The organism is Pseudooceanicola sediminis, assembly GCF_003575965.1.
GTDB lineage: Bacteria > Pseudomonadota > Alphaproteobacteria > Rhodobacterales > Rhodobacteraceae > Pseudooceanicola > Pseudooceanicola sediminis.
In genome coordinates, this window is record NZ_QWJJ01000001.1 from 74702 (window position 1) to 100666 (window position 25965).

22 protein-coding genes are annotated in these 25965 nt (G+C 62.8%); 14 read left to right on the plus strand and 8 right to left on the minus strand.

Annotation, left to right across the window (positions count from 1 at the left end):
* Nucleotides 1-21: 21 nt before the first annotated feature.
* Nucleotides 22-501: a molybdopterin-dependent oxidoreductase gene (locus tag DL237_RS00320; protein WP_119397026.1), complete on the minus strand. Its 480-nt coding sequence runs from the start codon at nt 499-501 to the stop codon at nt 22-24.
* 400 nt (nt 502-901) lie between these two features.
* Here DL237_RS00320 and DL237_RS00325 point away from each other — a divergent pair, with 400 nt between their 5' ends.
* From DL237_RS00325 to DL237_RS00335, 3 genes are read left to right on the plus strand one after another with little or no spacing between them, the layout of a single operon-like run.
* A complete protein-coding gene (locus DL237_RS00325; RefSeq protein ID WP_158585567.1) occupies nt 902-3949 on the plus strand; it encodes a methyl-accepting chemotaxis protein in 3048 nt (1015 codons plus the stop codon).
* Nucleotides 3950-3983: 34 nt separating this feature from the next.
* Nucleotides 3984-5033, plus strand: a complete 1050-nt coding sequence (locus tag DL237_RS00330) for a protein-glutamate methylesterase/protein-glutamine glutaminase (RefSeq protein WP_119397028.1) — start codon at nt 3984-3986, stop codon at nt 5031-5033.
* A 12-nt stretch (nt 5034-5045) separates the two neighbouring features.
* Complete coding sequence (locus DL237_RS00335) at nt 5046-5576, plus strand: chemotaxis protein CheD (RefSeq protein WP_119397029.1); 531 nt, start codon at nt 5046-5048, stop codon at nt 5574-5576.
* 229 nt (nt 5577-5805) lie between these two features.
* On the opposite strand, the gene DL237_RS00340 is transcribed toward DL237_RS00335, so the two are convergent.
* The 3 genes from DL237_RS00340 to DL237_RS00350 are packed head-to-tail and all read right to left on the minus strand — an operon-like array spanning nt 5806 to nt 8850.
* Complete coding sequence (locus tag DL237_RS00340) at nt 5806-6495, minus strand: GntR family transcriptional regulator (protein WP_119397030.1); 690 nt, start codon at nt 6493-6495, stop codon at nt 5806-5808.
* Complete coding sequence (gene argE, locus DL237_RS00345) at nt 6482-7666, minus strand: acetylornithine deacetylase (protein ID WP_119397031.1); 1185 nt, start codon at nt 7664-7666, stop codon at nt 6482-6484. The genes DL237_RS00340 and argE overlap by 14 nt, the downstream gene beginning before the upstream one ends.
* Complete coding sequence (locus tag DL237_RS00350) at nt 7666-8850, minus strand: M24 family metallopeptidase (protein ID WP_119397032.1); 1185 nt, start codon at nt 8848-8850, stop codon at nt 7666-7668. The genes argE and DL237_RS00350 overlap by 1 nt, the downstream gene beginning before the upstream one ends.
* Nucleotides 8851-9115: 265 nt before the next feature.
* Here DL237_RS00350 and eutB point away from each other — a divergent pair, with 265 nt between their 5' ends.
* The 3 genes from eutB to DL237_RS00365 are packed head-to-tail and all read left to right on the plus strand — an operon-like array spanning nt 9116 to nt 12545.
* Nucleotides 9116-10147: a hydroxyectoine utilization dehydratase EutB gene (gene eutB, locus DL237_RS00355; protein WP_119397033.1), complete on the plus strand. Its 1032-nt coding sequence runs from the start codon at nt 9116-9118 to the stop codon at nt 10145-10147.
* Entirely contained in the window at nt 10137-11117 is a 981-nt protein-coding gene (locus DL237_RS00360) for a cyclodeaminase (RefSeq protein ID WP_119397034.1), read from the plus strand. The genes eutB and DL237_RS00360 overlap by 11 nt, the downstream gene beginning before the upstream one ends.
* 57 nt (nt 11118-11174) lie before the next feature.
* Nucleotides 11175-12545, plus strand: a complete 1371-nt coding sequence (locus tag DL237_RS00365) for an aspartate aminotransferase family protein (RefSeq protein WP_119397035.1) — start codon at nt 11175-11177, stop codon at nt 12543-12545.
* Nucleotides 12546-13046: 501 nt separating this feature from the next.
* Here the strand turns inward: DL237_RS00365 and DL237_RS00370 are convergent.
* Nucleotides 13047-13616, minus strand: coding sequence for a YcbK family protein (locus tag DL237_RS00370; protein ID WP_119397036.1), 570 nt, complete (start codon nt 13614-13616; stop codon nt 13047-13049).
* Nucleotides 13617-13943: 327 nt separating this feature from the next.
* Between DL237_RS00370 and DL237_RS00375 the strand changes: the two genes are divergently transcribed.
* From DL237_RS00375 to DL237_RS00390, 4 genes are read left to right on the plus strand one after another with little or no spacing between them, the layout of a single operon-like run.
* On the plus strand, nt 13944-15572 hold the full coding sequence (locus DL237_RS00375; RefSeq protein WP_233544806.1) for a L,D-transpeptidase family protein: 1629 nt from the start codon (nt 13944-13946) through the stop codon (nt 15570-15572).
* Nucleotides 15573-15609: 37 nt separating this feature from the next.
* Nucleotides 15610-16701 carry a UDP-3-O-(3-hydroxymyristoyl)glucosamine N-acyltransferase gene (locus DL237_RS00380; protein WP_119397037.1) on the plus strand — a complete coding sequence of 364 codons (1092 nt, stop codon included), beginning with the start codon at nt 15610-15612 and terminating at the stop codon, nt 16699-16701.
* A gap of 34 nt (nt 16702-16735) precedes the next feature.
* Complete coding sequence (locus DL237_RS00385; protein WP_119397322.1) at nt 16736-17011, plus strand: acyl carrier protein; 276 nt, start codon at nt 16736-16738, stop codon at nt 17009-17011.
* Entirely contained in the window at nt 17008-18216 is a 1209-nt protein-coding gene (locus DL237_RS00390) for a beta-ketoacyl-[acyl-carrier-protein] synthase family protein (protein WP_119397038.1), read from the plus strand. The genes DL237_RS00385 and DL237_RS00390 overlap by 4 nt, the downstream gene beginning before the upstream one ends.
* A 204-nt stretch (nt 18217-18420) precedes the next feature.
* Here DL237_RS00390 and DL237_RS00395 read toward each other — a convergent pair whose 3' ends face one another.
* Nucleotides 18421-19083, minus strand: coding sequence for an invasion associated locus B family protein (locus DL237_RS00395; protein WP_119397039.1), 663 nt, complete (start codon nt 19081-19083; stop codon nt 18421-18423).
* 960 nt (nt 19084-20043) lie between these two features.
* The gene (locus DL237_RS00400; RefSeq protein ID WP_119397040.1) at nt 20044-21063 is read right to left on the minus strand and encodes a GlxA family transcriptional regulator; all 1020 of its coding nucleotides are present in this window, start codon (nt 21061-21063) and stop codon (nt 20044-20046) included.
* Between the two features lie 170 nt (nt 21064-21233).
* On the opposite strand from DL237_RS00400, the gene DL237_RS00405 reads away from it, so the two are divergent.
* The gene (locus tag DL237_RS00405) at nt 21234-22601 is read left to right on the plus strand and encodes a class II 3-deoxy-7-phosphoheptulonate synthase (protein ID WP_119397041.1); all 1368 of its coding nucleotides are present in this window, start codon (nt 21234-21236) and stop codon (nt 22599-22601) included.
* Nucleotides 22602-22796: 195 nt separating this feature from the next.
* Here the strand turns inward: DL237_RS00405 and DL237_RS00410 are convergent, their stop codons facing one another.
* Nucleotides 22797-23483 carry a PAS domain-containing protein gene (locus DL237_RS00410; protein WP_233544807.1) on the minus strand — a complete coding sequence of 229 codons (687 nt, stop codon included), beginning with the start codon at nt 23481-23483 and terminating at the stop codon, nt 22797-22799.
* A gap of 279 nt (nt 23484-23762) precedes the next feature.
* Between DL237_RS00410 and DL237_RS00415 the strand changes: the two genes are divergently transcribed.
* The 3 genes from DL237_RS00415 to DL237_RS00425 all read left to right on the plus strand — a co-directional run bounded on the left by DL237_RS00415 (nt 23763) and on the right by DL237_RS00425 (nt 25946).
* Nucleotides 23763-24650, plus strand: a complete 888-nt coding sequence (locus DL237_RS00415; protein WP_119397043.1) for a YicC/YloC family endoribonuclease — start codon at nt 23763-23765, stop codon at nt 24648-24650.
* A 130-nt stretch (nt 24651-24780) separates the two neighbouring features.
* The gene (gene gmk / locus DL237_RS00420; protein ID WP_119397044.1) at nt 24781-25422 is read left to right on the plus strand and encodes a guanylate kinase; all 642 of its coding nucleotides are present in this window, start codon (nt 24781-24783) and stop codon (nt 25420-25422) included.
* Complete coding sequence (locus DL237_RS00425) at nt 25419-25946, plus strand: gamma carbonic anhydrase family protein (RefSeq protein WP_119397045.1); 528 nt, start codon at nt 25419-25421, stop codon at nt 25944-25946. Before gmk ends, DL237_RS00425 begins: the two co-directional genes overlap by 4 nt.
* Nucleotides 25947-25965: the final 19 nt, after the last annotated feature.

Below are 25965 nucleotides of genomic sequence, written 5' to 3' on the forward strand. Positions count from 1 at the left end.
GCAGAACAGGGCGCTATCGGATCAGTCGATCATGGTTATCCGGTCAAGTTGCCAGATCGAATTGGAATAGATCACCTCCGATTGATATTCGGGCGAGGAATCATAGGGATAGACCAGCCACAACGGCCCCTTCGTGCGCAGGGTCATGTGTTTTCCGTTGCGCTGATAGGCCAGGATCGCACCGTCGTCGGTAAAGTCGTCGACGGGTACGGAAATCGAATAATCGTTCGCGGCCGTCAGTTGCACCTGGCCCTGCGTGACGCCAAAATGATCCAGCAAATCGACCATTCGCACACCGCGAAAGTGTTGGGCGCCTTCGGTCCAGATCGTCGTCGTGTCGAATTCGGTGACGGGAAGCGCCTCGAGCTGGGTGATGGTCATGCCGACGACCCTGTCGGGCAAGGTGACGGTCAATATGTCCTCGCCCGAGGCGGCTGCGGCCAGGGGCGCACAGGCAAAGCCGACCAGCGCGATGAGCGTCTTTCTTTTGCAGATATTCATGTCTAACCCTTTCAGCGCACCGGTCGGACCGTGTCGCGCGATCGTCCTGTGCCGGAATGATGCCGGGGATTTCCGCTACCTTGGATCACCCCCGGTTTTGTAGATCGCTAAGCCATATGTCTTAATGCTTCCTGTAGCTTCGGGGGCTCGCGCTCGGAATAACCCGGACAATTTGGTGCGAAACACGCGCCATGGGACTGGGGAGGAGACGAGGCACCTCCAAGGCGGGCGGTCGCGCGCTACGGGGTGGGTGTCTGCAATTTTCATGAAATTGCCGCGGCGCAGTGTGGTGCATTGCTGCGCGGATTAAAGCTATCTTCACGCCTGTTCTTTCATACCTGCCAGGAGATTTTGGCGCGCCGTTGGACCGGTCGCCGTGGCTGATATGCAGGGGATACTCATGGGCCTTTCCAGGATTCGGATCGCATTCCGGTTGCCTGCGGCGTTTTTTCTTATCGTCGCACTGTCATTGGGTGTTCTTGGAGTTTTCTCCTATCGTTCGGCCAAGGTGACGCTGGTCAAATCCGGCGAGGCGGAGCTGATGGACGTCGCGGCATCGCGTGGGGACGCGCTGAAACGATGGTCGGAGGCGGTCAATACCGACCTGATGATGCAGGCCCGTAGCCCTTTGCTGCAAAACGCGCTTCGGACGTTTTCCGCAGCCTGGACCGTGCTGGGCCCGGAGGCGGCGGATACGCTTTATAGATTGTACGTGACAGAAAACGGCTTTCCGTCCTTTTTGCGGCTGAACACCTCCGATGCCGGTGACGGATCGGTCTATTCGCGCGCCCACCTCAGGTTTCACGACCATTTCAGGTCGCTGATGAAACGGGGCGCCTACCGGGATATCTACGTCTTCAATGCCGAAGGCGAAATGGTCTATTCCGTAGCCAAGCAGAGCGATTTTGCGAAATCCGCAACCGATGGGACAGGCGGCGCGTTTTTTGACGCGGTGACGCGTATCCTTGCCGACCCGGAGGCCGAAGGTTCGGAATTCATCGACTTCTTCGATTATGGGGATGCGCAGGAATCCTCCTCGTTCCTGATTGCGCCGGTCCGCCAGGAAGATGGCGCGACAATCGGAGCGATCGCATATCGCATGACGACCGCGACGCTGTCGGAAAACATCGGTCACAGTGCCGGATTGGGTCAGACGGGGCAGACCTTTGCCATCGGAAACGACGGCATCGCGCGGACCGAAGCGAAGGGGTGGCACAATGCGCCGCTTCCGGAGGGGGCGCTTTTGCTGGGCGCGCTGCGTGGCGCCAAGGGGATCATGGGCGACGCTGCTGCCATGGAGCTGAGCGATCTGAACAACCAGATTTCCGCTTATGCCCCTGCCAAGGTGTTTGACAAGGACTGGATCATTATCGCGTCCAAGAACCTGGATGAAATACTGGAGCCGGTTGCAAATTTCATGAGCAATACCATAATCTTTGGCGGCATAACCTTGTTTGTTTCGGCGCTGCTCGGGCTGTTTATCGCGCTTGGTGTTTCTGGTCCGCTGCGCGATATCAAACGCAGCATCGAAGACGTAAGCCGGGAAAATTACGACAACGCCGTGCCCCACGGAAAGCGACGTGACGAGATCGGCGATATTGGGCGCGCCCTCGAGGCACTGCGCGCCCGCCTGGCCGGAACCAGTACCCTGACCAAGGAAATGTCCTTCAAGAGCGCTGCACTCGGTTCGACCTCGGCCGCGCTGATGATCACGGATGACGATTTCAACATCACCTATCTGAACGACGCGGTTAAGGTGATGATGCGCAATCAACTGGAGCAATTCAGGACCGTTCTGAAGACCTTTGACCCCGATAGCCTGATCGGCGTCAACATCGACATATTCCATGCCAAGCCCGATCAGATCAGGCGGTTGATCGAAGATCCGTCGAAGATGCCGTTCCGCACCGATATTCGTGTCGGAACCGCCCGGATCCAGATTGAACTGAGCCCGGTATGGGGACCGGAGGGCGACTTTGCCGGTTTGGTCGTGGAATGGGCGGATGTGACCGAGGAACGCCGCAAGACGTCGGTGCTGGCCGCGATCGAAAGCGGTCAGATCATGGCGGAATGTGATGTCGACGGGCGCTTTGTCCGGGTCAATGCAAACTTTGCCACGATGATCGGCCAGTCTGCAGATCGGATTATCGGTCGCAATTTTACCGACATGATTACCTTGGACAGCCAGGAAGAGAATGTCGGCTCGATCCTGACCACGGTTCATGCCGGTACCGCGGTTCAGGGCCGCTTTAATATCAAGCGCGATCAGCAGGGGGAGGCGATCGTCGAGGGCGGATTCTATCCCGTGATCGACCGGCGAAACGACACGATTGGCGTGTCCCTGATCGGGTCGGATGTAACCGCGGCGCAGGTGCAGCTCAACATGGCAGAGGAGCGCCAGCGCGCCATGCAGGCGGCGCAGCAGGCTGTCGTGGAATCGTTGAGCGTAGGTATGCGCGATATCTCCAACGGCGATCTGACAACCCGGCTGGATGTGGCTTTTGCCCCGGAATATGAACAGCTGAGGATGGATTTCAACGATGCGCTTGAAAATCTGACCCGAGCGATGCGCAACATCGCGGGCGAAACCGGCGCGATGCATGCCGAGACCTCGGAAATCGTCAAGGCCGCTGATGAGATGTCGGTGCGTACGGAGCGGCAGGCAATGACCTTGCAGGAGACCGCCTCGAGTCTGGACGAGTTGACGACCAATATCACGCAAACGGCCAATGGGGCGGCCAAGGCCAACCAGGTCGTGAGCGAGGCCAGGACCCGCGCCGAGCAGAGTGGCAGCGTGGTGGATGAAGCCGAAAACGCAATGGCCCAGATTGCGGCGTCATCGCAGGAAATCGTCAAGGTGATCAGCGTGATTGACGACATTTCCTTCCAGACCAACCTGCTGGCGCTGAACGCCGGGGTCGAAGCCGCCCGCGCAGGCGAGGCCGGGCGCGGATTTGCGGTGGTGGCGACCGAGGTGCGGGCGCTGGCACAGCGCTGCGCCAATGCCGCGGCAGAGATCAATCAATTGATTTCGGTTTCGGGACAGCATGTTTCGCGCGGTGTCGAGCTGGTCGGTGTGACGGGCGAGACATTGAAAAAGATCGTCCACTCGATTTCCGACATTTCGGACTATATCGCCGAGATTGCCGATGCCGGAAAAGAGCAATCGATCGGATTGGCGCAGGTCAATTCGGCGGTGAACCAGATCGATCATGTCACACAACAGAATGCCGCGATGTTCGAGGAAACGACATCGGCCAGTCACGCACTGGCGCAACGTGCCAATAGTCTGACCGAGACCATCGGGCATTTCCAGATTGGCGAAACCGCCATTGCCCGGACCATGTCGCAGAAAAAGGCGCGTACGGCGCGCGGTCCCGTCGCCCAGGGAAATCTGGCCGTGGCGCAGGCACCCAGGAGTGATCCAAACGACTGGGAAGATTTCTGATGCCGACCCGCGAACAGAACGGAGCTGATACCAGATGAGTCCGTCTCCCATCAAAGTGCTGATCGTGGACGACCAGCCCTCGGTCCAAAATCTTATCCGGCACGCGCTGACGGAGGATCGCGAAATCGAGGTGGTCGGCGTGGCGGGAGATGCGTATCAGGCCCGTGATCTGATCAAGCAGCTGAATCCGGATGTCCTGACGTTGGACATCGAAATGCCACGCATGAGCGGGATCGATTTTCTGGAACGCCTGATGCGTCTCAGGCCTATGCCGGTCATCATGTTTTCGTCTCTGACCCAACACGGCAGCGAGCTCGCGGTCAGGGCCCTCTCACTGGGTGCTGTGGATGTTCTGCCCAAACCACTGGAAGGGTTCACCAAGGAAATTCTGCAAAAGTTGACCTCAAGCGTAAAGACCGCGCAAAGGGGGCATCGCGCCAAAGGGTCCGGGGCGGTTGGTCCGGTCGTCAGGGGCACGCCGGAAATCGTCGATATGGCACGCTGGAACGGAAAGGTCGTTCTGATGGGGGCGTCCACCGGCGGAGTTGCGGCAGTCGAGGCCGTTCTGACGCGGATGCCGAGGGACTGTCCCCCGATCGTGATTTCCCAGCATATGCCGGAAACCTTCCTGAAGAGCTTTGCCGGGCGGCTGAACGACCTATTGCCGCAGAATGTTCAGCTGGGACGCGACGGAGAACAGCTGAAGCAAGGCAATATTTATCTTTCTCCCGGAGGCTTGGCGCATACGGGCGTTCGCCGCAACGGACGCCATTTCGAAGTTACCGCGATCGATGCGCCCAAACGCAACGGGCACATCCCGTCTGTTGATGAGTTGTTCTATTCTGCGGTGGACATCTCGGAGGCCATCACGGCCGTGCTGCTGACAGGTATCGGCAAGGATGGCGCGGAGGGGATGCGCGAACTGAAACGCCGGGGGGCCTATTGCATCGGCCAGGATGAGGCCAGTTGCGTGGTGTACGGAATGCCGCGCGCCGCGGCGGATATGGGAATCCTGGATCAGCAATTGCCGCTTCAGGAGATCGCAAAAGCAATCTGCGCAAGCTGTGAAACACGCAGGGCATGACGGGAGCACGATGTGAAAAGAGCGGCAGATAGAGGCCCGAATATCAATATCACGCAAGGTGAGTATGCCGTTTCGGACCGTGCGGATGGCGTGATCACGACGATCCTTGGGTCTTGCATTGCGACCTGCATCTGGGACCCGGTTCAAAAGGTCGGCGGCATGAACCATATCCTGCTGGCACGCGCGCAAACAGCGGGCGGGGTCAGTGATTATGCCGGTGTCAACGCGATGGAATTGCTGATCAACGGCCTGGTGCGTCTGGGCGCGGATCGGACACGCTTGAACGCAAAGGTCTTTGGCGGTGCGCGGATGATTTCCGGTTTGTCAGATGTCGGGAATACCAACGCCAGTTTCATTCTGGAATATCTGGAGCGGGAAGGGATTCCATGCCTTGGCAAGAGCCTGGGTGGGGTGTCTGCGCGCCAGATCCGGTTCTTTCCAGCGGAGGGGCGCGCTATGCAGCGCACTGTTGCGAGTGCCCCGGAGGTTATCGAACCCGTTCGCCAGGCACCGCCCGAACGCAACGGTGTCGAGTTGTTCTGAGGCTATCCAGTCCAAGGTCTTCATGGGCAACAAGAAATCGAGAACGTGGGCGTTGCAAGATCCGCGCGTGCGCAGAATGGGTCTTTCGCACAGGCCCTGGCGGCACAGCCCTGATCGGGCGGGCGGTGGGGCTGTGATCATCGTGCCTATCCTATCTTACGCCCGTATCTGTTCAGGATTGAAAATGCCCCTTACTGACCGGAGCGGAGTGTCGGTGAAGGAAAGTCAATCACGCCTGCGCGCTGTCACGGCGGGCGAGCATCCTGCGATAGCTGAGAGAGATGTGCGTGCGATGGATCGACGCCGCTGCATCGAGGTCTCCGGCCTCGAGCGCTGAAACGACATCCGCGACCTCCTGAGCAAAGACCGCCAGTTCCTCGGACAGGTCCAACGCCGAGGTGAAGAGGGAATGGACCCAGATACGGGCCGTCTGGAAATACAGATGCTGGGTAATTTCCATCAACGGCTGATTGGCCGAGAGGCGCGACTGCGCCTGGATAAAATCCATGATCAACTGGGCAAAGGGGCGCGGCGTGTCAGGATCGGGGACAAGTGCAGCGGCCCGCTGGGCGAGCTGGCGAAAATGCGCCAGCAAATCGGCCGATGGCGCGACGGGGTCCAGACGCCCCGCTAGCTGGGCAAGTTCGATGCGGAGGCGATAGATCTGATCCAGTTCTTCGTCCGCGAGGTCGGTGACGAATGTGCCCACGCCGTGCACCGAGTGCAGCAGATGTGCGCCTTCCAGTCGCGCAAGGACGCGGCGCAGGGGCGTGCGGGAAATGCCGAACTCTTCGGCCAGCTCGGTTTCCGACAGGCGCAGGCCGGGCGGATAATCAAGCAGGCAGATGCGGTCGCGCAGGATCTCTTCGATCCGTTCGGCCCGATCGCGGGCCGACATCGGGGCGTCATCCTGCGTCATTGGTGTCACTTGCCGCCCCATGCGCGGCCCCAAGTTTGTGCAGCAGCGTCAGGCATTGCGAGAGTTGGTCTATCTCGACGTATTCATCGGGTTTATGCGCCTGCTCGATCGAACCCGGCCCGCAGATCACCGTCTGGATGCCTAGCTGCTGAAACAAGCCCGCCTCGGTTCCGAAGGGAACACAGGACGCCCCGTTTGCCCCGGTCAGGCGCTGGATGGTGTCGCGCATCGCGTTGACCGGCATCGGAACCAGGCCCGCGACTTCGCCGATGATCTCGGTCAGGATATCGGCATCGGCGGCCACGTCGCGCATCTGTGGCAACAGGGTGTCCCGACAATAGCTGTCGATGCGGGATTTGACGAAGGCCATGTCCGCGTCGTTGATCGGGCGCATTTCCCATTCGAGTGTCGCGGCACCGGGGATCACGTTGTGAGCGTGGCCGCCGTGCAGGGCGCCGACGTTGATCGTCGTGTACGGCGGGTCGAAGGGCGAATCCTGCGGGGCGCGTTCGATCAGGTCCTGGCGCAGCTGCATGAGGCGGGCGATATAGCGGCTGGCGTACTCGACGGCGTTCACACCACGGTCGGGGGCGGAGCCGTGCCCCTCGGCGCCACTGAAGCGCACGGTATATTCGCAGCAGCCCTTGTGCCCCTCAATCACCTGCATCTGCGTCGGTTCGCCGATAAGCGCCATCGCGGGGCGGATCCCGCGTTGCGATAACGCCTCGACCAGGGCGCGCCCGCCAAGGCAGCCGACCTCTTCATCATGGGTAAAGGCGAAATGGATAGGCCGGTGGCGCGCCGATTTCGCCAAGTGCGGCGCCATCGCGACACAGGCCGCGATGAACCCTTTCATGTCGCAGGTCCCGCGCCCGTACAGACGACCGTTGCGCCGTGTCATCACGAAGGGGTCGCTGCTCCAGTCTTGTTCGGCCACGGGAACGACATCGCTGTGCCCGGACAGGACCAGACCGCCATCGATTTCGGGGCCGAGGGTGGCCCAGAGGTTGGCCTTTTGCCCCGACGCATCGCGCAGCACCTCGACCCGCGCCCCCGAGCGCTCAAGATGCCCGGCCAGAAAGGTGATCGCATCCATGTTGCTGTCAGAGGAAATCGTCGGGAACGCGACGAGTGCCTCCAACAGCGCGATGGTTGTTTCCAGATCGCTCATCAATCCTTCACGAACAATTTGCGTTCGATATTGCACAGGGTTTCGGCGGGGCCATCTTCGCGGATCAGGATGGTTTCCGTGGTTTCCAGGCCCCAATCATCCATCCAGAGACCGGGCATGAAATGGAAGGTCATCCCCGGTTCCAGCACCGTTTCATCCATGGCACGGATCGACACGGTGTGTTCGCCCCAGTCGGGTGGATAGGACAGACCGACAGCATAGCCCGCACGGTTGGGACGCTCGATGCCCACCTTCATCATCTCGACATCCAGCGCGCGGGCGATGTCGCAGGCGCGATTGCCGGCCCGCGCCACCTCGATCCCGGCGTTCAGGCCGGCGGTCAGTGCTTCGGACGCATCTGTCATGAACTGCGGCGGCTTGCCAAAGAAGATCGTGCGCGACAGCGGCGCGTGATAGCGCCGGTAACACCCCGATTGCTCGATGAATGTCGCCTCGCCCGATTTCAGCGCTTCTCCGTTCCAGGTCAGGTGCGGGGCAGAGGCATCTTCGCCCGATGGCAGCAGTGGCACGATGGCGGGATAATCGCCCCAGCTGTCGTCTTCGCCCTGCACGGCGGTCTTGTAGAGCTCACCCACCAGGTCGTGTTTGTGCATCCCGGGTTCGGCCAGTTCGACGGCGCGTTCGATCACCAGTTCCGAAATGCGTGCGGCGCGGCGCATGAAGGCGAGTTCTTCGTCGCTCTTGATCAGCCGGCGCCAGTTGACCAGGCTGGAACCATCGATGATCGTGGCTTCGGGCAGGCCGTCCAGCAACACCTGGTGGGCGCGCGCGGTGTAGAAATATGTCTCCATCTCGACGCCGATGCGCTTGTCGCCAAACCCCATGATACGCAGGTGGCTGGCCAGATCTTCCATCGGGTGACAGTCGGTGGCCTGGATGTAACGGTCGGCGTAGTACAGGATCTGGCTGTGATCCATCCAGACGGTGCGCTTGGCACCATTGGCGTCCTGCATCCGGCCCCACCAATAGGGGTCACCCTCCAGCGGCAGAATGACGCCCTGGTGGACGTAAAAGCTCCACCCGTCATAGCCCGTCAGCCAGTACTGGTTGGACGGGTTCGTCACGAACAGCACATCAATCCCGGCCTCTGCCATGGCGGCGCGGGTGATGCGGATACGCCGGTCATATTCGGCGGTGGAAAAGGGGGCCTTGCTGGCAAGCATCGGTATTCTTTCGATTTGTGCACATCTTGAGCATAGCTTGCCGGGTGGTCCTTGGAAAACCGGCAATAACATGGGCAGGATGTTGGTGGCGGGGGTTTGCTTGTTTGCGACTCGGACGATGTTGTGCACATCATAAGCAAACTCCATCAGCACAACGTCAACTGCCAAGAATGGGAGGACGCATGGAAACCGATCCAGTGACCGGCGCCGGGTGCGCTCTCGCCTGCCGAATGGGCATCTCAGGGTGTGTCCCGCTGTGGCCCCGATGAGCCTGGCCCGACCCGCGGACGCCCAGACGGGGGCCATTGCGCTGTCGGATGTGCGCATGGCCGCAGAGCGTATCCGCGGTGTCGCGGACGGCACGCCACTGGTGCCCTCCGCGCTGTCGGACAAGCTTGGGTGTGCGCTGTGGCTCAAGCTGGAAACCTGTCAGCCGACCGGGGCATTCAAGCTGCGCGGGGCGATGAATGCGCTGCGCCAGCTGGGCGACGTGCCGGGTGTGATCTGTTGTTCCACCGGCAATCATGGACGTGCCGTCGCCTATGCGGCCCGCATGATCGGGCTGCGGGCGGTGGTGTGCCTGGGCAGGCTTGTCCCGCAGGTCAAGATCGACGGGATCCGCGCACTAGGAGCCGAGGTGGTGATCCACGGAGAGTCGCAGGACGCCGCCCAGCAGGAATGTCTTCGCCTGGCAAAGGCGCAAGGATTGGTCGAGGTGTCGCCCTTTGACGATGCTGCCGTGATCGCCGGGCAGGGCACCATCGCGCTGGAGATGCTGGCGGCACAGCCGTCGCTGGACACGCTGCTGGTGCCGCTGTCGGGCGGCGGGCTGGCCGCCGGTATCGCCACGGCGGCCAAGGCGATCAAGCCCGGGATCCGCATCATCGGCCTGACGATGGAGCGGGGCGCCGCAATGCAGGCAGCAATGCGAGCGGGCCGACCCGTTGAGGTGCAAGAGGTTGAAAGCCTTGCAGATTCCCTGGGCGGTGGCATCGGTATGTCGAACCATTTTTCCTTTCCGATCTGTCGCGCCCTGCTGGATGATGTCGTTCTGCTGAGCGAGGAGGAGATCTATCGCGCCATGCAGGCGCTGTATTTCGAAGACCGGATGGTGGCCGAGGGGGCCTCGGTCGTCGGGGTGGCGGCGCTGCTGTCGGGCAAGGTCGCGGCGCGAGGGCATGTCGGTACGGTGATCACGGGGCGCAACGTCGACATGGCGCAGTTCACCCGCGTGGTCACGGGCCAGGACATATGCCTGGGCGACATGCGGATCGCAGGGGTGCCCTATGGCGCATGACGTCCGGATCCTGACCGAGGCGGACCTGCGCCACGCGTTGTCGCTGGACCTGCCCTTGATCGACGCCGTCGAGCAGGGGTTCGCCAGCCTGGCACGGGGCGGCGTGGTGATGCCGCCTGTCCTGTCCATGGCGCTGGAGGAGATGAACGCCGAAGTCGATGTGAAAACCGCCTATGTGCCGGGTTTCGATGACTTCGCGCTCAAGGTCTCTCCGGGTTTTTTCAATAATCCTGCCAAGGGGTTGCCGAGCCTGAACGGGCTGATGATCCTATTGTCGGCCGAAACGGGGCTGGTGCGGGCGGTGTTCCTGGACAATGGCTATCTGACGGATCTGCGCACCGCCGCTGCGGGGGCGGTGGCCGCGCGCCATCTGGCGCCCGAGGTGACGACGGCGGGGATCTTCGGCACCGGTGTGCAAGCCCGTCTACAGGCCCGGGCGGCCCATCTGGTGCGGCCTTTTCAGCGCTGTCTTGTCTGGGGCCGCGACGCCGGACAGGCGGCCGCCTGCGCGCGCGACATTGCTGCGGCGACCGGTGCAGCGTGTCGGGCCTGCGATGATCCGGCAGAGGTTGTGCAGCAAAGTCAGTTGGTTGTGACGACAACCCCGGCGACAGAGCCGATCTTGCAGCGCGAATGGCTGCATCCGGGATTGCATATCACCGCGATGGGGTCGGATCAGGCGGGCAAGACAGAGATTGCGGCGGCGGCGCTGGCGGCAGCCGATCTGTACGTCTGCGACCGGGTCAGCCAATGCGTCTTGATGGGCGAATTGCGGGCGGCCCGCGCGCAGGGGTTGATGCCGGACGAACCGCCGGAACTGGGCGAAATCATCATCGGAACCGCACCGGCGCGTCGCGATGCGCAGCAGGTCACGATCTGCGATCTGACGGGCACGGGCGTGCAGGATACCGCCATCGCGGCCTTTGCTATGGCGCGGATCGGGACCGCGGGAACACGTATAACCGCTTGAGAGAAAACGAAAGACAGCGCCGGGCCAATCCGCCCGAGCGCCAGAAAGGAGCAAATTATGCTGACGAATGACCAACTTGCGAAATGGGACCGAGAGGCGTTTTTCCACCCCTCGACCCACCTGGCGCAGCACGCGCGGGGCGAGACGCCGACGCGGATCATCAAGACCGCCAAGGGCGTGCATATCGAGGATCGCGACGGCAAGAAGATGCTGGATGCCTTTGCCGGGCTGTACTGCGTCAACGTCGGCTATGGGCGGACCGAGATTGCCGACGCGATCGCCGAGCAGGCGCGCGAGCTGGCCTATTACCACGCCTATGTCGGGCATGGCACCGAGGCGAGCGTGACCCTGGCGCATATGGTGCTGGAGCGCGCGCCAGCGGGGATGAGCAAGGTGTATTTCGGTCTGTCGGGGTCGGATGCGAATGAAACCAACATCAAATTAATCTGGTATTACAACAACATCCGGGGCCTTCCCGAGAAGAAGAAGATCATCTCTCGGTGGCGTGGCTATCATGGGTCGGGCGTGATGACCGGGTCGCTGACGGGGCTTGAGACGTTCCACAACAAGTTCGACCTGCCGCGCGCACCGATCCTGCACACCGAGGCGCCCTATTATTTCCGCCGGGCCGACATGAACATGTCCGAGGAAGCCTTTGTTTCGCATTGCGTTTCCGAGCTGGAGGCGATGATCGAACGTGAGGGGGCCGACACCATCGCCGCCTTTATCGGGGAGCCTGTCCTGGGCACCGGGGGCATCGTTCCGCCGCCTGCCGGATATTGGGAAGCGATCCAGAAGGTATTGAACAAGCACGATATTCTGCTGGTCGCGGATGAGGTTGTCACCGGGTTTGGCCGCCTGGGAAGCATGTTCGGGTCGGACCACTACGGGATGAAGCCGGACCTGATCACCATCGCCAAGGGTCTGACCAGCGCATATGCTCCGCTGTCGGGCAGCATCGTGGGCGACAAGATGTGGAAGGTGCTGGAGCAGGGCACCGACGAAAACGGCCCCATCGGCCATGGCTGGACCTATTCCGCGCACCCCATCGGGGCCGCCGCCGGTGTGGCCAACCTGAAGCTGATCGACGAGCTGGGGCTGTTGAAAAACGCCGGGGACACGGGCAAGTATTTCAACGATGCCATGCGCCAAGCCGTTGGAAACCATGCAAATGTCGGCGACGTCCGGGGCGAGGGCCTGATGTGCGCGGTTGAGTTCGTAGCCGACAAGGACAGCCGTACCTTTTATGATCCGAGCCAGAAAATCGGCTATCAGGTGGCCGCTGCCCTGGCGGCGGAAGGTGTCATCGGGCGGGCCATGCCGCAGGGCGATATCATCGGCTTTGCGCCGCCGCTGTGCCTGACGCGCGAAGAGGCCGATACCGTTGTCGGCGCGATGCAGAAGGCGGTGAAATCCGTCCTGGGTTAACGACTGGTAACGCGACCGATTGAGGGGCGGTGCGGCGTGCACCGCCCCTTTTTGCGACTCGGGGCGGGTGGCCCTTGGTTAATTGGGGAAAACGCCAATTCGCAACGTCGGTATCTGAACGGTATCTGTACGGTATCCGAACGGTGGATGAGCAACGCGCCCAACCGGGTTAACGCACCGTTCGCCGCTGGCGCCGCGGATGCGGCCACTGGCGCGCGATGCACTGGGGACCGGAACCGGCAGGTTGATGCGGCGCGCAGAGCCGGGGCGCGAGGGAGACAGGCCCGCGGGACAGGGGGCGTGGTCAAAACGCCGGGCCTGTCGTGCGGACAAAAGAAAAGACCGCCCGCGGCGGCCTTTCAATCGTCTTTCGCATGTCTTTGGTTCGGCTGTCTTGACCTGTGGTCTTGCTGGCCCCGCGTCTTGCTGGCCATCGGTGGCCAGGAAGCAGAGACGCGCGCAGCAGGGTCGTGTGCAGCAAGGTCTGGCGAAGGGTCGCCCTCAGGCGCCCCAGCTGCGGACGGCGCCGCAATCCATGTGCACGAAATTCGACCCGCTGTAACGACCGACACCGCCGGCGTGACAGGAGGACGCCGCCTTGGCCATCTGGTTGACCGAGCGGGAGGCCAGACGCAGATCGGCGGCCTGTGCCTTCATGTGCAGCGAGTTCTTGGCAACGCCGCCGGAGCGCGAGCGCAGCATGGCGTTGGTCTTGGGCGTGCGATAGCCCGAGAGCAGCATATAGGGTTCGTCGATGTCCATCAGGTTGTGCGCGGCGGCCATGATATCGACCGTGCGCAGGTCGATCTGCTTGACCTCGTCGCTGCGCCAGTCGCGCATGAAATTGGAAATCTCGGTCAGGGAGTCGGTCAGGTACTGACCTTCGATCCAGTAGACCAGATCCAGATGTTCGCCGGTGCGTGCCGAGTACATCTTGATGCGGCGGATATCGCCTGCGTTTCTCAGAAAACCTGCTGCCTTGGAGTAGGTCGGTGCGGCCATTACTGCTGTTGCCGCAAATGCCCCCAAGAGGGAGCGTCGCGATATCATCGCGGTGCTTTGCTTGCTCATTTAGCGCTGTCCCGTCGCTTACCTGTTATCATTCCGACCCACGATGTTACGCGGATCTTGCAATCTCATCCCCAGATGCAGGGCCGTTATGCCATGGTGAACATTAAACTCAAACCAACGATTGATTTGGTTCCATGCAATCTGCTTATTTTGGCGGATTTTCGCCAAAATCGATTTTCCGATGAACCATTTCAGGGGCAAAACGTTTCCTCCATACATCGCTTGGCAGGAACTTTACCCTATTACCGATTTGTGAATGGACAGGCGCAAGTGTCTGACAGATCTGTATTTCAGGCAATCGAGCAAAAGACTTTGAAAGGACTTCGCATGAGAGTGCACCCGTTTTGTGCAATGCGACCGCGACTTGCGACCGGGCTGGGGGCGATGGTGCTGGCCGCGGCGCTGAGCACCGGCACGGTCCAGCCTGCGACAGCGCAGGTGACGCTTCAGGCGCAGGCCATCGCGGAAAGCGCGTCGGGCAGCGACGAGATCGCGGCCTATTACAGGGCGCGCGATTTCGCCCCGATCTGGACAGAGGCAGGCGAGGCCGCCGCGGCGCGCCGTTCGGCGTTGTTGACGGCGATCGATTTCGCGCCGCTGCACGGGCTGCCCGCGTCGCGTTATGATGTCGATGCGCTGCTGGCGCAGATGGGTGCGGCGCGCACCGCGCATGACCGCGGCGTGCTGGATGTCGCGCTGACCCGGATCTATCTGCGGCTGGCGCGGGATTTGCAGACCGGGATGCTGACCCCGGCCAAGGTGGTGCCCGAGATCATCCGCGAGGTGCCGTTGCGCGACGCGTCGCAATACCTCGACGGGATCCTGTCGGCGGATCCGGTGGCCTTTGTGCACACCCTGCCGCCGCACAACGGCGAATACGTGCGCCTGATGAAGGCCAAGTTCCAGATGGAGCGGCTGATGCAGGCCGGGGGGTATGGGGCCACGGTTCCGGCGACCCAGACGATGAAGCCGGGACAAAGCGGGCGGGCGGTGATTGCGCTGCGCGACCGGCTGACGGCGATGGGATACCTGAAGGGGTCGTTCACATCGACCTATGACGCCGATATCGAAGCCGCCGTGCGCGCCTATCAGAGCGACATGAGCATGAATGTCGACGGGGTGGTCGGGCCGGCAACACTGGGCATGATCAACACCAGCGTCGAGGACCGCCTGAAATCGGTGATCGTGGCGATGGAGCGGGAACGCTGGCTGAACCGGCCGCGTGGCGATCGGCACGTGCTGGTCAACCTGGCCGATTTCAGCGCCAAGATCGTGGATTTCGACCGCGTGACCTTTGAGACGCGCGCCGTGATCGGCGCCAATTCCACGGGCCGCCGCAGCCCGGAATTTTCCGACGTGATGGAATTCATGATCATCAACCCGACGTGGCACGTGCCGCGGTCGATCGTGGTCAAGGAATATCTGCCGCAGTTGCAGCAAAACCCCTATGCCGCCGCACAACTGAATGTGATCGATCGCAACGGGACGGTGGTGCCGCGCGGGGCAATCGACTGGCGTCAGTTCAACGCGCGCACCTTTCCGTTCGAGATGAAGCAACCGCCGTCGAACAGCAATGCGCTTGGGCTGGTGAAGTTCATGTTCCCCAATGCGAACAACATCTACCTGCACGACACGCCGTCAAAGAGCCTGTTCGCGCGGGATAGTCGTGCGTTTTCACATGGTTGCATCCGGCTTCAGGATCCGTTCGATTTTGCCTACGCGCTGCTGGCGCCGCAGATGAGCGACCCGAAGAGCTTTTTCCAGGCCAAGCTGGCCAGCGGACGCGAGACGCAAGTGAACCTGGAAACGCCGATCCAGGTGCACCTGATCTATCGCACGGCTGTCACCACGGCCAAGGGCGGCGTCAGCTTTCGCGACGATGTCTATGGGCGTGACCGGGCCATCTGGGATGCGCTTGCGGCTGAGGGGGTGACTCTGGCCCCGGTTCGCGGCTAAACCTGCCCCCGTATCTGATACGGGGGACCGAGGCCCGATGGCCCATAGCATTCAAGACATCGCAGACGCCCTGGGCTGTGAGGCCCTGGGCAACACCAGCCTGACCTTCACCGCCGTCGCTGAACCCGCAAGTGCCGGGCCCGACGACCTGGCGCTGGCCATGAAGCCGGAGTACGCCGAGGCGCTGAGCCGCAGCGAGGCCCGCATGGCGATCCTGTGGGAGGGCGCGGACTGGCAGGCCATGGGCCTGGAGGCCGCGATGATTTCGCCGCGCCCGCGCATGGCCATGGCCGCGCTGACACGGACGATGGACGCGGGGCCGGGATATTCGGCCGGCATTCACCCCATGGCATCGGTCGACGACACGGCGGTCCTGGAAGAGGGCGTTTCGGTCGGCGCGTTCAGCGTGATCGCGGCGGGCGCGCGCATCGGCAAGGGGTCCGTGATCGGCCCGCAATGCTATGTCGGGCCGGACAGCGAGCTGGGCGCGGGTGCCTTGCTGCATGTCGGCGCCAAGATCGGGCCGCGGGTGCGGATCGGGGCCAATTTCACGCTGCATCCCGGCGGGATGATCGGCGCCGACGGCTTCAGCTTTGTCACCCCCGAGGTCAACAACGTCGAGAAGGCCCGCAAGAGCTTTACCAACGATGTCGAGGAAAACGCCCAATCCTGGGTGCGCATCCATTCGCTGGGCGCGGTGGTGATCGGCGACAACGTCGAGATCGGCTGTTATACCACCATCGACGCGGGCACCATCCGGGCGACGCAGATCATGGATGGCACAAAGATCGATAACCACGTGCACGTCGGGCACAATTGCATCGTCGGGCGCGACTGCCTGTTCGCCGCTTTCGTCGGGATTGCAGGGTCGACCACGATCGGTGACAACGTGGTCATGGGCGGCCAGGTGGGGGTGTCGGACAACATCACCATCGGCAACGGGGTCATCGCAACCGGCGGCACGACGATCCTGAGTTCGGTTCCGGCGGGGCGTGTTTTGATGGGGTATCCGGCCACGAAAATGGAATCCCAGCTGGAATCCTACAAGGCTCTGCGGCGTCTGCCGCGCCTGTTCAAGCAGGTTGCGGAGTTGCAGAAAGCGGTTTCCAAGAGCCAGCAGAATGACTAAATCGGCGCTGAACGGACAACAGGGGGACGGGACCATGACGGGGGCCAATACGGACATCAGGGAAAAGGTCATCGCGATCATCGCCGAGCAGGCGGTTCTGGAGCCATCCGACGTGTCGATGGAGAGCACGCTGGAAGATCTCGGGATCGACTCGCTGGGTCTCGTCGAGAGCATTTTCGCCATCGAGGAAGCCTTCGACATTCAGGTGCCGTTCAACGCGAATGAACCGTCGCAGAGCGATTTCGATATCTCGAATGTCAGCTCGATCGTCGCAGGCGTCGAAAAACTGGTGGCGGAACAGCACGCGTGAAACGGGTTGTCATCACCGGGGCCGGGACGATCAACGCCATCGGTCACAACGTGGCCGAGACCCTGGAATCGTTCCGCGAAGGGCGCTGCGGGATTGCCGAGCTGGACGTGCGCGACGCGGACCGCCTGTCGGTAAACATCGGCGCACAGGTCAAGGGATTCATTTCCGAGGGGTTGTTCAACCGCCAGCAGATGGCGCTGTACGACCGTTTCACCATGTTCGCGCTGATCGCGGCCCGCGAGGCGATTGGCCAGTCGGGGCTGGAATTCACCGGCGAACTGGCCGCCCGGACCGGTGCGGTGCTGGGCAATTCCGGCGGTGGCATGACGACGCTGGATGAAAACTATCGTTCGGTCTACGAGGACGGCAAGAACCGGGTGCATCCCTTTGTCGTGCCCAAGCTGATGAACAATGCCGCGGCAAGCCACGTCAGCATGGAATTCAACCTGAAGGGCCCGACATTCACCGTGTCGTCGGCCTGCGCCAGTTCCAACCACGCGATGAGCCAGGCGTTCATGATGGTCCGGTCCGGCATGTCACCGGTGATGATCACCGGGGGATCGGAAAGCATGTTGTGCTTTGGCGGCGTCAAGGCCTGGGAAGGGCTGCGCGTCATGTCCAAGGATGCCTGCCGCCCGTTCAGCGCCAACCGCAACGGCATGGTGCAGGGCGAGGGCGCGGGTGTCTTTGTCTTTGAAGAGCTTGAGCACGCGCAAAAGCGCGGCGCCGAGATCCTGGCCGAGGTGGTCGGGTTCGCGATGACCTCGGATGCGTCGGACATCGTGATGCCATCGAAACAAGGGGCGGCGCGGGCGATTTCGGGAGCCATCCAGGATGCCCGGCTGAACCCGTCGGACGTCGGATACATCAACGCCCACGGCACCGGGACAGCGGCCAACGACAAGACGGAAAGCGCCGCGGTGGCAGATGCGTTCGGCCCCCATGCCGATACGCTGATGATGTCGTCGACCAAGTCGATGCACGGACACCTGATCGGCGGCACCGGCGCGGTCGAGCTGCTGGCCTGCATCATGGCGGTGCGCGACGGGATCATCGCGCCGACCATCGGCTATGAGGAGCCGGACCCCGAGTGCGCCCTGGACGTGGTGCCGAACGAGGCCCGCGAGGCCAAGGTGGAGGTCGCCTTGTCGAATGCCTTTGCCTTTGGCGGCCTGAACGCCGTGCTGGCGCTGCGCCGGTTCTGACCGACGCGGTCCGGCTTTTTCGGGGGGCTGGGCCTATTCGGCGGCTGGGCCTTTTCGGGGGCTGGGCTGGTTCGGGGGTTGGGCATGCGATGAGGGGCAGATGAGGGGCAAATGAAAACGCCGCCTGCGAGGGATCGCGGGCGGCGTTTTGCATCGGCTCGGCGTGGTGCGACGTGGTGCGGCGGGGCAGGGTGCCCCGGCCGGTTACTGTTCGCCGATCGGCATTTCGGTGGTCTTTTCGAAGCCGGCGGTAAAGCCGATCAGCGACGCGGGCAGCTTGACCTCGATATCCGGGGCATTGAAGGGGCGGATGACGATGTTCGCCTGCTTGCCGTTCTTCATCGCGTTGACTTCGGCCTGGGTCAGGCCGATGCGGGCGACGCAGCCGACACGCGAACAGACGCTGAAGGGGTATTTCTTGGGCTGGCCGTCATCGACGCTGAGCAGGATACCCGAGGGCAGCAGCGTTTGCAGGGGGGCAACCACGCTGGCACCGGCCACGGCCTGTCCGCCGCCCGAGATGCGGAACAGCACAATTTCGGCAACGGGGTTGTCGGTTTCATCGCGCAGCAGCTGGTAGAGCTGGCAGGGCTCTTCCTCGCCCTCTTCGGATTTGACGCATTGCAGCGCCCAGTCACCGATTTCTTCCTTGATGTAGGTCTGACCGACCTGGGGCGTGCTGTTGGGATCTTCGCCCAGCGACAGGCCACCCACGTTGTCGGCGGGCGCGGTATCGGCATCGGTGGTTGGCGCATCGGTGGCGGCATCGGGGGTCGGCGTGGGGGTGGTGGCATCCTGCGCGAGGGCAGGGCCGGCCAGAAGGCCGATCACGGCGAGGGCGGAAGTGAACTTCGTGACTGCGAGCATGACGTTCCCGTTCTGTGGAGTGTTTTGGCCCGCTTAACATGCAGGCGGGGCGGTGTCAGGCCTTTTACAGTGCCTATCGGGTCAATTTCCGGCGATTGGGCGCGGTTGGCGGAGGCCCGCCGGTTTGGCGGCGCCATTGCCGCGATCATTGTGCGGGGGGCCGAGCGGGCGCAGGACCAAGGGCAGGGCGTTGAGCAAGGGGGGCGGAGACGCGGATCAGGCCCGGATCGGTGGGCCGCGGATCCGACGGGACGGGGGCGTGAAAGAGGCGCATAGAAAAAGGGGCCTGGATCAGGCCCCTCTTCCGCTGTCTTTTCTCCCCGTCGGACTGGCCGACTTGTAATTGCAAGGCAAGCTACGGTCTTTGATGGGTCCCGTCAATACGGAAAATATTCCATTTTACCCGTATGTTAGTGGGGTATTTTTCCCGTTTGCACTCTGGGGTTGTACGCGTTGGTGTAATGCATTCCAGGGCTGTGTCAATGGGGAGCGTTCAGGGTGAGAGGGCGCACGTCCCCGGCCTGCGCAGAGGTCGCGGTGACCGCGCGAAGAGGAGGTGCGAGGGCGGACGACCGGCGCGGATATTTGCAGTGCAGACGGGGCCGCTGGCAGCCGCAAAGCCGCACGGGGCCGCTGCCACGCACAAAGCCGCACGGGGCCGCTGGCGCGCACAAAGCCGCGTCGATTGGGCCGCGTACATAAAAAAGCCGCGCCGATTGGGCAACATATACGAAAAAAGCCGCGCCGATTGGGCGCGGCCAGTCTGACAGGGAGGAAGTTGTCCAGGCCCATGAGACATCGGCACTGAACATCCCCTGTATGGCACGAAAAGGTTAAGCAAGTCTTTGCACATACAACAACATTCGCGTGTGCAGGCTGGGCCTGCCCGGCGGCAGGACGGCGATCAGCAGGCGCGGCGCGAAACGGGCGCCACGCCTTGCAGGGGCGGATAGCGAGGTGTCAGATGGACAGGCGCCCGGCCTGGCTGCCGCGTTCGCGGTAGGGGGTGGTCTGGTATTGCGCGCGGTAACATTTGGAAAAATGCGACGGGCTGGCAAAACCGCAGGACAGGGCGACGTTGATCACGCTCATATCCGTCTGCATCAGCAGGTTGCGGGCCTTTTGCAGGCGTAGCTCCATGTAGTAGCGCTTGGGCGAGCGGTTGAGGTAGCGGCGGAACAGACGTTCCAGCTGACGGGTCGACATCTGCACGTCGCGGGCCAGGATGGCGGGGCTGATCGGTTCTTCGATATTGGCCTCCATCATCTGGATGACCTGGCTGAGCTTTGGGTGGCGCACGCCGATGCGGGTGGGCACGGACAGGCGCTGCGTGTCCTGATCGGTGCGGATCGAGGAATAGATAAGCTGATCCGCGACAGCATTGGCGAGCTCTTCTCCGTGATGATCGGCGATCAGTTTCAGCATCAGATCGATGGAGGAGGTGCCCCCGGCGGTGGTCAGACGGTTGCCATCGGCGACAAAGACGGACTTGGTCAGCAGGACCTCTTCGAATTCCTCGGCAAAGCTGTCGTGGTTTTCCCAGTGGATCGTGGCGCGTTTGCCATCCAGCAGACCGGCACGGGCCAGCACATGCGCGGCGGTGCACAGGCCCCCGACGGCCAGGCCCTTGCGGGATTCGCGGCGCAGCCAGTTCAGAAGCTTTTTGGTGGTTTCCTCCTGCACGGCGATGCCGGCACAGACCAGGATGGTGTCATCGCGTGTCAGCTCGCCAAGGGCTGCGTCGATGGCAAAGGCGGTGCCGCCGGAACAGCTGACCATCTCGCCCGTCTCGCTTTGCAGTTCCCAGGTGTAGAGGGTGCGCCCGGACATGCGGTTGGCGATGCGCAGACATTCCAGCGCAGAGGCAAAGGAGAGCAGGGAGAAGTTGTTCAACAGGACAAAGACAAATCGGCGCGGTCGCGTCGTCGGGCCTTCCAGGGGGATTGTGATGTCGGGGACCGAGGAGATCGGCTCGGGCATGGTTTGTCCTGCGCGTGAGAGGGGTGCAGCCCGGGGAATGCCCGGACCGGAATTGCGCGGCATCAATTCAGAGGCCGCAAGCGACGTCAATAGTCGCAAATATAATGTGGCCCTTTAACGCTAACTTGGCTATACGCTTGGCGCTCAATACATCGAACCCGGAGGAAAAGATGGGTACCTGGCAAAAATCCGACTGGCGCAACAAGCCGCGGGTGCAGATGCCTGACTATCAGGATCATGAAGCGCTGGCGACGACCGAAGCACAGCTTTCAAAGTATCCGCCCCTGGTGTTCGCCGGTGAGGCGCGCCGCCTGCGCGAAGCCCTGGGGGCCGCGGGGCGGGGCGAGGCGTTCCTGTTGCAGGGCGGCGATTGCGCCGAAAGTTTCCAGCAATTCAGCGCAGATGGCATTCGCGACACGTTCAAGGTGATGTTGCAGATGGCCATGGTGCTGACGTTCGGCGCCAAGGTGCCGGTCGTCAAGGTCGGCCGCATGGCGGGCCAGTTCGCCAAGCCGCGCAGCGCACCGACCGAAACGGTCGAGGGGGTGGAGCTGCCCAGCTACCGTGGCGATATCATCAACGATCTGGATTTCACGCCCGAGAGCCGCATCCCGAATCCGGGCAAGATGTTGCAGGCCTATACGCAGTCGGCCGCGACGCTGAACCTGTTGCGCGCGTTTTCGACCGGGGGCTATGCCGATGTGAACCAGGTCCATCGCTGGACCCTGGGTTTCACCGCGTCCGACAAGGCCGAGCGGTTCCGCGACATGTCGAACCGGATCACCGACACGCTGGATTTCATCCGCGCCGCAGGTGTCAATTCCGACAATGCGCATTCGCTTCACACGGTTGATTTCTATGTCAGCCACGAAGCCTTGCTTCTGGAATACGAAGAGGCCCTGTGCCGGATGGATTCGACATCCGGCAACTGGCTGGCCGGGTCGGGGCACATGATCTGGATCGGCGACCGCACCCGCCAGCCTGACGGCGCGCATGTCGAATTCTGCAAGGGCGTGCTGAACCCGATCGGGCTGAAATGCGGCCCGTCGATGACGGCGGAGGATCTGAAGGTCCTGATGAAGACGCTGAACCCGAAGAACGAGATGGGCCGTCTGACGCTGATCAACCGCTTTGGGGCGGGCAAGGTGCAGGACCATCTGCCGCGCCTGATCGAAACGGTGCGCGCGGAGGGGGCCAACGTGGTCTGGGTCTGCGATCCGATGCACGGCAACACGATCAAATCGTCGTCGGGCTACAAGACGCGCCCCTTCGATCTGGTGCTGCGCGAGGTGCAGGAGTTCTTTCGGGTGCATCGCGTCGAGGGCACGATCCCCGGCGGCGTGCATTTCGAGATGACGGGGCTGGACGTGACCGAATGCACCGGCGGTGTTCAGGCCGTGTCGGACGAGGATCTGTCGGATCGCTATCACACCGCCTGCGATCCGCGTTTGAACGCGTCGCAGTCGCTGGAGCTGGCGTTTTTGGTGGCGGAAGAGCTGACCGCGCTGCGCGAGGAGCGCCTGGCCGAAGCCGGCTGAGCCGCGCTGGCCGAAGCCGGCTGAGCCGCGGAGCCAGCATCCCCCCTGGACAAATCGGAAGGGCCGCCAGAGATGGCGGCCTTTTTCCGTTTTCGGGGGTCGGATCGGGGGATGGACGGGTTTCGCGCGGCTGGCAGGCGGGCTGGCGTTGCGCGCGGGGCCATCAGGCCAGGCGGGGTGCCGAGGGCGCGCCGGTCAGTCGTCGCCCGACGTGTCGACCACGCTGAGATAGGGGCGCGGACCGGGCCGCAGGCGGGAGGTGCCGGGGGTGACCTCGGGCCGCTTTTGGGGGATCGCGGGGAATGGGCGCTGGTTGCGGCGGCGTTCGCCGGTCTCGCTCTTTGTGCTGCTGTCAGGCGTACCGGGGCGGGTGCTGGGCATGAAATCACCCAGAAGCGGCGTCACGGTATGGCCGACGATATCGAAGCGGCGCGGGGCGCGGCCAATCTCGCCATGGGTTGCGAAACAGCCCAGCGCGCGGCTGATGTCCCCCAGGTCGCTTTTCATCGGCAACAGCACCAGCTTGGCGTCGATCGCGGGCTTGCCGATGGCCGACGGCGACATCAGGTCGAGCGTGGCGCGGGCCGGGCTGTCGAACACCTGCTCCAGCACTTCGGACATGTCGTTGCGACCCGTCGGGGTGACAAAGGCGCTGAGCGGCATGCCCCGCACCTCCATCCCCATGATGTCGGACAGATGCGACCCGGCGACGCGCATCCGCGCGATGCCGGGTGCGACACGCTCCAGGATAAAGGCGAATTCAAGAGCGCGTTCGATGCCGCGCGGGTCGATATCCGACCGCCGGGGCACGAGGCGACCGGCGCGGATCGCCTCCCAGTACCCCTCGACCTCGGTGATCGCGTTGAAGCGCGTGGCGCTCATGAAATTGCTCATGTTTATGACGGAGTGTCCGTCACTGTTGTCCTGTCGCATATCGACGTCTCCGAATGGGTCATGTGCAGCCACTGTGACGGGGCCACGTCGGGCCCGTTCCCTTCAGGTTTGAACCTGTATGGTTAAAGCAATCTTCACAGAGGTTACGTAGAAATTAATATCGCACAATTCTTTGCATCTTTCCGCGAAATCATTGCATTTGGTTAACCGAGCACCGATCCTCGGCGTGACGGGCAGGCCCTGGCGGCAGAAATCGGGACGAGGTTCATGGCACGATCAATGACGGCATTTTCGTCGCTCAAGGGCGGTGAGGCGGGGTATTCCTGGTCGTGGGAACTGCGATCGGTCAACGGCAAGGGGCTGGATCTGCGGCTGCGGCTGCCAGATTGGGTGCCGGGGCTGGAGGCCGCGCTGCGGGCACGTCTGGCCAGGGCGCTGGTCCGGGGCAACGTGACGCTGAACCTGCGCCTGACGCGCGAGGAATCGGGCGGGACGCTGCGGGTCGACGCAGGCCAGCTGGAGGCGGCCCTGGGCGCGCTGGAGGCGGTCGAGAACGCGGCGATGGCCCGGGGCATGACGTTGGCGCCGTCGCGGGCGGCGGATCTGCTGGCGGTGCGTGGCGTTCTGGAAACCAGCGGCGCACCCGAGGACCACGACGGCCTGCTGGCGGCGCTGATCGAGGATTTTACGCCGCTGCTGGCCGATTTCGTGGCGATGCGCGACAGGGAAGGTGCCGCGATTTCGGCTGTGCTGGCGCAACAGGTGACGCAGATCGAGGCGCTGGTCGGGCGCGCCGCCGAGGTGGTCGAGGCACGACAGCCACGCATGGCCGAGGCGGTGCAGGCCGCCCTGGAGCGGGTTGCGGGCAGTGCCGGTCTGGACCCCCAGCGCATGGCGCAGGAACTGGCGCTGATCGCCATCAAGGCAGACGTGACCGAGGAACTGGACCGCCTGCGCGCCCATGTCGGGGCGGCCCGTGACCTGCTGGGGCAGGAGGGCAGCATCGGGCGCAAGCTGGATTTCCTGACCCAGGAGTTCAACCGCGAGGCCAATACCCTGTGTGCCAAGGCGCAGGACAGCGCCCTGACCGCCATCGGATTGGAGCTGAAGGCGGTGATCGACCAATTGCGCGAGCAGGTCCAGAACATCGAATAGCGCCGCGACCGTGCCCTGGACACGCCCTGCGCGGGGACGGCTTGGGGGGCGTTTTAGGGGGGCGGCCATTGCCCAGCGCGGCAAAAGCTGCAAAACCCTGCGGGGAAATGAACCAAGCGGAACCTGTGACATGAGCCAAAGGCGCGGCCTTCTGATCATCCTGTCCTCGCCTTCGGGTGCGGGCAAGTCGACCCTGTCGAAACGGCTGCTGGCCTGGGACAGGGACATCCGGTTTTCGGTGTCGGCCACGACGCGCGCGCCGCGTGTCGGTGAAGAGCACGGACGGGAATACTATTTCCATAGCCACGAAGAGTTCGCGGACATGGTGGCACGCGACCAGATGCTGGAACATGCCACGGTGTTCGGCAATTCCTACGGCAGTCCGCGCGGCCCGGTCGAGGCGGCGATCAATGCCGGGCGCGACCTGCTGTTCGACATCGACTGGCAGGGTGGGCAGCAGATCCGCAACTCGGCCCTGGGCAAGCATGTGCTGTCGATCTTCATCCTGCCCCCCAGCATGGCAGAGCTGGAACGGCGGCTGATCACCCGCGCGCAGGACGAACCCGACGTGATCGCGCAGCGGATGCAGAAAAGCCGTGACGAGATCAGCCATTGGCCGGAATATGACTATGTGCTGATCAACGATGATCTGGAGGAGAGCGAAGACCGCCTGCGCACGATCATTTCCGCCGAGCGGATGCGCCTGTCACAACAACCCGGTGTCGTCGACCTGGTGCGGCGGCTGAATACGGAATTCGAGGAAAGCCAATGACGCTGTATGCCCTGGACGGTCACGCCCCGCAGTTGCCCGAGGATGGCGACGTCTGGATCGCACCGGACGCCAACGTGATCGGTCGGGTGGTGCTGGAGAGCGGCACATCGGTCTGGTTCGGCAGCACCCTGCGCGGCGACAACGAGGTGATCCATATCGGCGCGGGCAGCAATGTGCAGGAAAACACGGTGATGCACACGGATATCGGGTATCCGCTGACCATCGGGGTCAATTGCACCATTGGCCACAAGGCGATGCTGCACGGCTGCACCATTGGCGACAACAGCCTGATCGGCATGGGCGCGACGGTGCTGAACGGGGTGCGGATCGGCCGCAACTGCGTCATCGGGGCGGGGGCATTGGTGACCGAGGGCACCGAGATACCCGACAACGCCATGGTGCTGGGGGCGCCCGGTCGGGTGGTCAAATCGCTCGGGGCGGAGTGGGAACAGCGCTTGCAGGCCTCGGCGCTGCATTACCAGCAGAACATGCGGCGGTTTCGCGACGGCCTGACCGCCCTCTGATCCCCCTTTCCAAGACAGG

Excerpts from the sequence above, each read along its gene's own strand:
- DL237_RS00320 (WP_119397026.1), bottom strand. The coding sequence starts at position 501 with ATGAATATCTGCAAAAGAAAGACGCTCATCGCGCTGGTCGGCTTTGCC.
- DL237_RS00325 (WP_158585567.1), top strand. The coding sequence starts at position 902 with ATGGGCCTTTCCAGGATTCGGATCGCATTCCGGTTGCCTGCGGCGTTT.
- DL237_RS00330 (WP_119397028.1), top strand. The coding sequence starts at position 3,984 with ATGAGTCCGTCTCCCATCAAAGTGCTGATCGTGGACGACCAGCCCTCG.
- DL237_RS00340 (WP_119397030.1), bottom strand. The coding sequence starts at position 6,495 with ATGACGCAGGATGACGCCCCGATGTCGGCCCGCGATCGGGCCGAACGG.
- argE (WP_119397031.1), bottom strand. The coding sequence starts at position 7,666 with ATGAGCGATCTGGAAACAACCATCGCGCTGTTGGAGGCACTCGTCGCG.
- DL237_RS00350 (WP_119397032.1), bottom strand. The coding sequence starts at position 8,850 with ATGCTTGCCAGCAAGGCCCCCTTTTCCACCGCCGAATATGACCGGCGT.
- eutB (WP_119397033.1), top strand. The coding sequence starts at position 9,116 with ATGAGCCTGGCCCGACCCGCGGACGCCCAGACGGGGGCCATTGCGCTG.
- DL237_RS00360 (WP_119397034.1), top strand. The coding sequence starts at position 10,137 with ATGGCGCATGACGTCCGGATCCTGACCGAGGCGGACCTGCGCCACGCG.
- DL237_RS00365 (WP_119397035.1), top strand. The coding sequence starts at position 11,175 with ATGCTGACGAATGACCAACTTGCGAAATGGGACCGAGAGGCGTTTTTC.
- DL237_RS00370 (WP_119397036.1), bottom strand. The coding sequence starts at position 13,616 with ATGAGCAAGCAAAGCACCGCGATGATATCGCGACGCTCCCTCTTGGGG.
- DL237_RS00375 (WP_233544806.1), top strand. The coding sequence starts at position 13,944 with ATGAGAGTGCACCCGTTTTGTGCAATGCGACCGCGACTTGCGACCGGG.
- DL237_RS00380 (WP_119397037.1), top strand. The coding sequence starts at position 15,610 with ATGGCCCATAGCATTCAAGACATCGCAGACGCCCTGGGCTGTGAGGCC.
- DL237_RS00385 (WP_119397322.1), top strand. The coding sequence starts at position 16,736 with ATGACGGGGGCCAATACGGACATCAGGGAAAAGGTCATCGCGATCATC.
- DL237_RS00395 (WP_119397039.1), bottom strand. The coding sequence starts at position 19,083 with ATGCTCGCAGTCACGAAGTTCACTTCCGCCCTCGCCGTGATCGGCCTT.
- DL237_RS00400 (WP_119397040.1), bottom strand. The coding sequence starts at position 21,063 with ATGCCCGAGCCGATCTCCTCGGTCCCCGACATCACAATCCCCCTGGAA.
- DL237_RS00405 (WP_119397041.1), top strand. The coding sequence starts at position 21,234 with ATGGGTACCTGGCAAAAATCCGACTGGCGCAACAAGCCGCGGGTGCAG.
- DL237_RS00410 (WP_233544807.1), bottom strand. The coding sequence starts at position 23,483 with ATGAGCGCCACGCGCTTCAACGCGATCACCGAGGTCGAGGGGTACTGG.
- DL237_RS00415 (WP_119397043.1), top strand. The coding sequence starts at position 23,763 with ATGGCACGATCAATGACGGCATTTTCGTCGCTCAAGGGCGGTGAGGCG.
- gmk (WP_119397044.1), top strand. The coding sequence starts at position 24,781 with ATGAGCCAAAGGCGCGGCCTTCTGATCATCCTGTCCTCGCCTTCGGGT.
- DL237_RS00425 (WP_119397045.1), top strand. The coding sequence starts at position 25,419 with ATGACGCTGTATGCCCTGGACGGTCACGCCCCGCAGTTGCCCGAGGAT.